Source organism: Blastococcus sp. SYSU DS0669, assembly GCF_054050895.1.
The window spans coordinates 84,736-90,777 of sequence record NZ_JBJHAE010000017.1; the positions used below are offsets into that span (position 1 = coordinate 84,736).

General features: G+C 73.7%; 7 protein-coding genes and 1 pseudogene. 1 reads left to right on the plus strand and 7 read right to left on the minus strand.

The annotated features are described in order from the left end of the window. Nucleotides 1-2 precede the first annotated feature (2 nt). Genes ACI792_RS16065 through ACI792_RS16085 form a run of 5 tightly spaced genes read right to left on the minus strand, consistent with a single transcriptional unit; the run spans nt 3 to nt 3,604 of the window. Nucleotides 3-1,142, minus strand: a complete 1,140-nt coding sequence (locus ACI792_RS16065; RefSeq protein WP_456603472.1) for an FAD-dependent oxidoreductase — start codon at nt 1,140-1,142, stop codon at nt 3-5. Next, complete coding sequence (locus tag ACI792_RS16070) at nt 1,139-1,936, minus strand: hypothetical protein (protein ID WP_456603473.1); 798 nt, start codon at nt 1,934-1,936, stop codon at nt 1,139-1,141. The genes ACI792_RS16065 and ACI792_RS16070 overlap by 4 nt, the downstream gene beginning before the upstream one ends. After that, nucleotides 1,933-2,868, minus strand: a complete 936-nt coding sequence (locus ACI792_RS16075; protein ID WP_456603474.1) for an ABC transporter ATP-binding protein — start codon at nt 2,866-2,868, stop codon at nt 1,933-1,935. Before ACI792_RS16075 ends, ACI792_RS16070 begins: the two co-directional genes overlap by 4 nt. Beyond that, nucleotides 2,865-3,110, minus strand: coding sequence for a helix-turn-helix domain-containing protein (locus tag ACI792_RS16080; RefSeq protein ID WP_456581108.1), 246 nt, complete (start codon nt 3,108-3,110; stop codon nt 2,865-2,867). Before ACI792_RS16080 ends, ACI792_RS16075 begins: the two co-directional genes overlap by 4 nt. Then, nucleotides 3,110-3,604, minus strand: coding sequence for a DUF2975 domain-containing protein (locus tag ACI792_RS16085; RefSeq protein ID WP_456603475.1), 495 nt, complete (start codon nt 3,602-3,604; stop codon nt 3,110-3,112). Before ACI792_RS16085 ends, ACI792_RS16080 begins: the two co-directional genes overlap by 1 nt. A gap of 239 nt (nt 3,605-3,843) precedes the next feature. On the opposite strand from ACI792_RS16085, the gene ACI792_RS16090 reads away from it, so the two are divergent. Further along, nucleotides 3,844-4,023, plus strand: coding sequence for an RGCVC family protein (locus ACI792_RS16090; protein ID WP_456603479.1), 180 nt, complete (start codon nt 3,844-3,846; stop codon nt 4,021-4,023). Nucleotides 4,024-4,771: 748 nt separating this feature from the next. Here the strand turns inward: ACI792_RS16090 and ACI792_RS16095 are convergent. Together ACI792_RS16095 and ACI792_RS16100 are read right to left on the minus strand one after the other, a co-directional pair. Continuing rightward, nucleotides 4,772-5,344, minus strand: coding sequence for a hypothetical protein (locus ACI792_RS16095; protein ID WP_456603476.1), 573 nt, complete (start codon nt 5,342-5,344; stop codon nt 4,772-4,774). A 574-nt stretch (nt 5,345-5,918) separates the two neighbouring features. Continuing rightward, nucleotides 5,919-6,042, minus strand: a pseudogene (locus tag ACI792_RS16100) (IS481 family transposase); the annotation flags it as partial.

Sequence of the window (6,042 nt, forward strand, 5' to 3'; positions counted from 1 at the left end):
CGCTAGCCGGGAGCACCGACCCTCGGGTCGGGGAACGACCGGTCACCGAAGAGCACGCGGGCCGCCGCGGCCCTGCCCAGCGGCGTCCGGAGCAGCCCGAAGGCCGCCGCCGCCATGGCCGGCGTGCGCACCTGCGCCAGTCCCCGGCGCAGGAAGAGCCGGCCGCGGAAGCGGGCGCGCAGCGTGGCGCCGTCGTAGTCGCGCAGCACCTCGGGATCCCCCGCGCGCAGCGCCCGGTCCAGGACGTCGACGGCGTGCTCGGACAGCCGCAGGCACGGGTCCAGTCCGCCGGCGGTGAGCGGCGAGACCGCCCCCGCCGCGTCGCCGACCAGGAGCCCCTCCGCGCTGCTGATCCGGCGCAGCAGCCCACCGACCGGGATCGGGCCGCCCCGTCGTTCGACGTCGGCCGGCCGGCCGCCGTCGGCGAGACCGGGCGCGGCGGCGGCGAACCGGTCCAGCGCGCGGCGCAGCCCGTGGGGGAAGCGGTCGCCGTAGCCGGCGACGCCGACGTGGGCGTGCCGACCGTCGTTCACGACCCAGGCGAGGTAGCCGGGCGCCAGCGAGGGGTCGAGGACGCAGTGGAACGTCGGCGGTCCGTCGACGCCGGGGACGTCGAACACCTCCTCCGCGCCGACCAGCAGGTGGTCGTTGCGGTCGAGCCCCAGGTCGCGGGCGACCCGCGACCGCGCTCCGTCGGCGCCGACGACGAAGCGCGCCCGCACCTCCGCCGGGCCCCCGCGACCGGCGAGCAGGGAGCGGCCGGACCGCCGGCCGACGTACCGCGTGCCCAGGGCGAGCCGCACGCCGGCGGCCTCGGCGCTCGCGGCGGCCGCCCGGTACAGGCCCGCCATGTCCCCCACCCGGAACTCGTCGCGCCCGCTGACCAGCTCGAGCGGACGCCGCAGGTCCGGTGGGTAGAGCGCCACCCGGCGGATGGGCGGGCCGAGGTGCTCCGGGGGGAGCGGGAAGTCGTCGAGGGTCTTCTGCACGAGGATGCCGGTGGTGCGGATCGCACCGGCGAGCTCGGTGCGCCGGTCGGCCAGCAGGACGTCGTGGCCGCGCCGGGCGAGCGAGGTGGCGGTGTGCAGGCCGGCCAGCCCGGCGCCGACCACGAGGACGTCGGCGGGCTCGGGTCGCGTCACCGGTGCGCGTCGTCCCGCACCAGGCGCAGGCCGCCGACGACGACCGCCGCGGTCGCCCAGGTGACCAGGACGGTGACCGAGGAGCCGCGGGTCATGCCCTGCGCCTCCCCGAGGAGCAGGAACGCGGCACCGGACCCGGGCAGCCACTGCGCCGCCGTCGTCGTCCAGTCGTAGCCGAACTGCGGCAGGAGGAGCGGGAGGACGAGCATCAGGAGGAAGACCGAGACGAGCACGCCGGCCGTGGAGCGCAGCAGGAAGCCGAGCCCGGTGGCGAGCGCGGCACCCGCCGCGACGACGAGGGCGAGGGTGCCGAGGGCGTCCAGGCCGGCGTCCAGCGGCAGCGTGAGCCCGGGGCCGGCCACCGCGCGGGCCGCCAGGGCCGAGACGACGCCGAGCAGCACCCCGGCGAGGGTGGCCGCGGCGACCACGACGGCGGTGCGGGCGAGCAGGAGGACCGCGCGGCGGGGGGTCCACTGCAGCGCCGGGACGATCCCGCCCGTGGCGTAGTCGGCGGTGACCGCGAGGGCGGCCAGCCCGAGGAGGGCGAACTGCGCCGGCATCGCGGTGAAGGTCGAGACCATCCAGGCCGGCTCACCCCGCAGACCCCCGGGGTCCGACGCCGCTTCACCTCCCAGCACCGCACCCAGCCCCACCATGGCGATCGCCGCCGCGAGCAGGAACCACCAGGTCGACCGGACCGTCCACAACCGGGTCCACTCGGCGGCGCAGGTGCGCCCGAGCAGGCGGGTGACCGGCACGTCGTGCGCCGCACCCCGTGCCGTGGTCGCGCTCACCGTGCGGCCCCGGCTGCTGCCGGCTCGGCGCTGCGGTCGGTGGACTCGACGCTGCCGCCGGTCAGGGCGAGGTAGGCCTCCTCCAATGACCGGGCCTCCTCGGAGAGGTGGTGCAGCGGGATGCGGGCGTCGTTGGCGGCCTCGCCGACCTGCCCGGCGGTCGCCTCCTCGACGACCAGCTCCTCCGCGCCCGTGCGCTCGGCCGTCATGCCGCCGTCCCGGAGCAGGGTGACCAGCTCGTCGGCGCGCGGGCTGCGGACCCGCACCCGGCCGTGCCCGAGGCCGCGGAGGACCTCCTGCGTCGTGGTGTCGGCGATCAGGCGACCGCGGCCGATCACGACCAGCCGGTCGGCGACCTGCTGCATCTCGCTGAGGAGGTGGCTGGAGACGAGCACGGTGCGGCCCTCGTCGGCCAGCCGCCGCAGCAGCGCGCGGATCCAGCGGACGCCGTCGAGGTCCAGGCCGTTGACCGGCTCGTCGAAGAGCACCACGCGGGGGTCGCCGAGCAGCGCCGCCGCGATGCCCAGCCGCTGCCGCATGCCGAGGGAGTAGCCGCGGATCCGGCGGCGGGCGGCGCCGTCGAGGCCCACCTGCTCGGCGACCTCGTCCACGCGGCGCCCTGGGATCCCGTTGGCGCGCGCGGCCACGCGCAGGTGCTGCCGTCCCGTTCGGCCGGGGTGTGCGGCCCCGGGGTCGAGGAGCGCGCCGACCTCGCGCAGCGGTTCGTGGAGGGCGGCGAAGGGGCGCCCGTTCACCAGCGCCTGGCCCGAGGTCGGGCGGTCGAGGCCGAGGACCACCCGCATGGTCGTGGACTTGCCGGCGCCGTTGGGCCCGAGGAACCCGGTGACTGTGCCCGGTTCGACGGTGAAGCTGAGGTCGTCGACGGCGAGCACGTCGCCGTAGCGGCGGGTGAGCCCGCGGACCTCGATCACCGGCCGGCTCCCTGAGCGGGCTCCGGCACGGCGTGCTCGTCCTCGACCCACTCGAGCAGGTCACCGGGTTGGCACTCGAGCACCCGGCACATGGCCTCCAGCGTGCTGAACCGGACGGCCTTGGCGCGCCCGTTCTTCAGGACGGCGACGTTGGCCGGGGTGAGGCCGATCCGCTCGGCGAACTCCCCGACGCTCATCTTCCGGCGGGCGAGCTCGACGTCGATGCGCACGACGATCGGCATCAGATGACCGCCTCCATGTCGGCCCGCAGGTTCGTGGCCTGCCGCAGGAGCGCCCGCATGACCACGACGAGCAGGCCCAGGACCGCGCCGACGAGCAGCAGGAGGAGCAGCAGCGCCGGCAGCACCGGGTCGTCGCTGACCTCGTCGACGATGAAGTAGTAGGCGCAGACGAAGGTGGCCAGGAGCATCGTCCACCCGACCGCGACGGCCCGGACGATCCCGTCCACCCACGGCAGCGCACCCGGGCTGAAGATCTTGTCCTGCGTGACCAGCGTGAGCAGCCTCCCGGTGCAGACGACGACGACCTGCACGCAGGCCAGCGCCACGACGGCGGCCACCAGCATGACCACGCGCATGGCCGACTGCTCGAGCGAGGGCTCGGCGATCTCCGGCAGCAGCTCGGGGACCACCCACAGCTGCGCGGCGAGCAGGGCCGCGAGGACGACCGCGAGCAGGATCCGGAGCGGGAGCACCACGTGCCGCAGATGGGTCATGCGATCGACTGTCGCCGCCTATCTATCGAAAGTCAATAGAAACGCGCGGGCGCTCCGGCGGGGTCGTCACGTCGCGGGTCGGGCGGCGCTGCCTCGGACGACGGCGGGCGCGCGGGCCAGGCGTAGCGTCGGCGTTCCGGCCCCTCCTCGTTCGCTGCCTCCCTGCAGCGCCGGGACCGACGCACCGCTATCCCGCCGCGCCGCGGTGGAGTCAGGCCGCTTCCGCCATGACCTCCTCCATGCTCCACGCCCCGACCACGACCTCCGTCGAGAGACGAGCGCCCGAGCAGGCGCCGGCATTCGGCGCCGCGTGCGGCGCGTGCCCGCACCCTCGGGCGGACCACGACGCGATCGCCGCGCGGTTCTGCTCGGCGACCGTCGACGGCGCCATCGCCCGTGGGTGCGCCTGCCGGACCTGACCGCCGCCGGGCGAGGCGACGCCGGCCCGGCGATCCGGGCCGTTAGCACCCGCGACGGGATCCGCCAGCAGCCGGCACCTGGTGAAGCGGCCCGCTGTGGGCCGCCGGATCGGGCATCGAGACCGGTCGACCGTGCGCGGCAGGGCCCCGTTCCCGGCCCGGAAATGGGGCCTCAGCGCACACGGTCGGTGGGGCGCCGGGCTGTCTCCGAGGCCACCACCTCCAGGGACATCGATGGCGGCGCAGACCATCCGCAGGAACGGCCCCAGCCCGACCTGTGCCGGGGGAACGTTCTCGAGGGACGGATCGAGCACCTCGCTGACGGGACCATCCTCGACGGGTGAAAGCCCTGGTCGACGGCGGTCGCGCGTGGGCCCCGTGGGGATCGAACCCACAACCCGCGGATTAGTTGGCAGGGGGTCACGCCGATTCATGCCGACAACGATCCTTGCTGGTCATCGCGAGGACAGCTCGTTCAGGCCTCACGCTGACTCACGGCAGCTCTCGCTGAAAGTGGGGGGTTTCCGGGGGGCTGTAACGGCCCGGCGAGTCTGACGCAAGGCGACCGTCCCGCCGTACCCCTCCTCGACTGGCAGACGGGCCCGCGAAGGCTCGTCACCAGCCGAACCAGTCAGCGCTCACTCCCCCAGTTAGCGGCCTCAGGGACACCCGGGAGGTCGGTGGTCCACCAGTCGAACCCAGTTGGAAGATCGCAAGTGCAGGTCACCACTCCGCCGATGCCAGGGCCTCAACCCTCAGTGCCCCGCGGACCTGGGTTGCCCCCGAGCGTCCCGGGAGGCCCGACGTGGTTCCGCGTGCTGAGAATCTTTAATGGCGGGTCGAAGGCGCGGGCCTGGTGGTTGGCCCAGCGGCGGCTATGCCTCGTTAGGCGACCGCGGCTCGTGTTGATGTGGTGGCCAGCCTTGACCAAGCGGCGCTCAGTCCGGCGTCGGCTCATCGAACCGTCGAGGTACCGAGATAGAGCCCCGACCGCGTCGCGGTAGGCATTCGCCCGCTGCACGAGGGCGGGAATCACGATCCTCCGCTCCGTGTCGACGGCCAATGAGCCCTTGTCCTGCTCATGCGCCTCCAGGACTCGCAGGAAGGACCAGACCGACCACGAGGAGAGGCCGATCCCGAGCAGGAGTAGCTCCACACGGTCCCGCCCCTCCCCCATCCGGATATGGGCGGCCAGAGGTTCCAGGTCCAGCTCCGCGATCAAATCCGCGCGACTAGCCAAGATCGCTTTTCGATCCTCGCGACGCTCCGTCCTGTTCCCGTTCAGCCTCGCCCCGAGGACTACGCCGACCAGCGTCGCCACGGGCGCAATCCACGCCGTGAAGTCAGAAGGCACTGACTCACGCTACGGCCGAGAGGTCCCTGACCGGCGGCCTCGGCGGGGAGGACCGCGGTCGTGATTGGGGTTGACGAGGAACCGCCGAGGGCCCACGCGGATGTCCCATAGCAGGCCGCTTCAGGACAGCGTTCAGCCTGCGGGGCCAGGCTTCGGATTGGGCCGGCGCAGCCCAGTGGTGGCTGGGACTGGCGGGCGCTTGCGTGCCCTCTCGCCGCCGCGAACGCGGCCGACAGCTCTGACGCATGTCCTCGGGTGGGTGCACGCCTCGGGACATGCCCGGGCGTAGCCGCGCCGCGCCCAGGGAGGTGGTTGCCCCCTGAGGCCGTGCAAGGGCATCGCCACCTCTCAGCAGCCAAGGTCCAGCCACCGTTAGGAGGCTGACGGCTCGACCTCACGCTTGGCCTCGTGGTTGCCTGATACGCCACGCGCGGTCAGCTGCTGGGCCTTGAAGGCATCGAGCGCCGACTTTAGATCTTTGACATCTCGCCTCTGGGCACGGACTGTTGGCCCGCGCGGACGTCCGTGCCGTAGCCAGCCGCTAGCTGTAGTGACCAGGTAGGTCGTTGACGCGGCTGATCGGTGGTTGGCCGTCGAGTGCGGTGTGGCTGCGGTGGTGGTTGTAAGTGTGCAGCCAGCCGGGGAGCACGTCGGCGCGTTCGCGG

Coding starts and splice junctions, on each gene's coding strand:
- ACI792_RS16080 (WP_456581108.1), bottom strand. CDS start 3,110: ATGCCGATCGTCGTGCGCATCGACGTCGAGCTCGCCCGCCGGAAGATG.
- ACI792_RS16085 (WP_456603475.1), bottom strand. CDS start 3,604: ATGACCCATCTGCGGCACGTGGTGCTCCCGCTCCGGATCCTGCTCGCG.
- ACI792_RS16090 (WP_456603479.1), top strand. CDS start 3,844: ATGCTCCACGCCCCGACCACGACCTCCGTCGAGAGACGAGCGCCCGAG.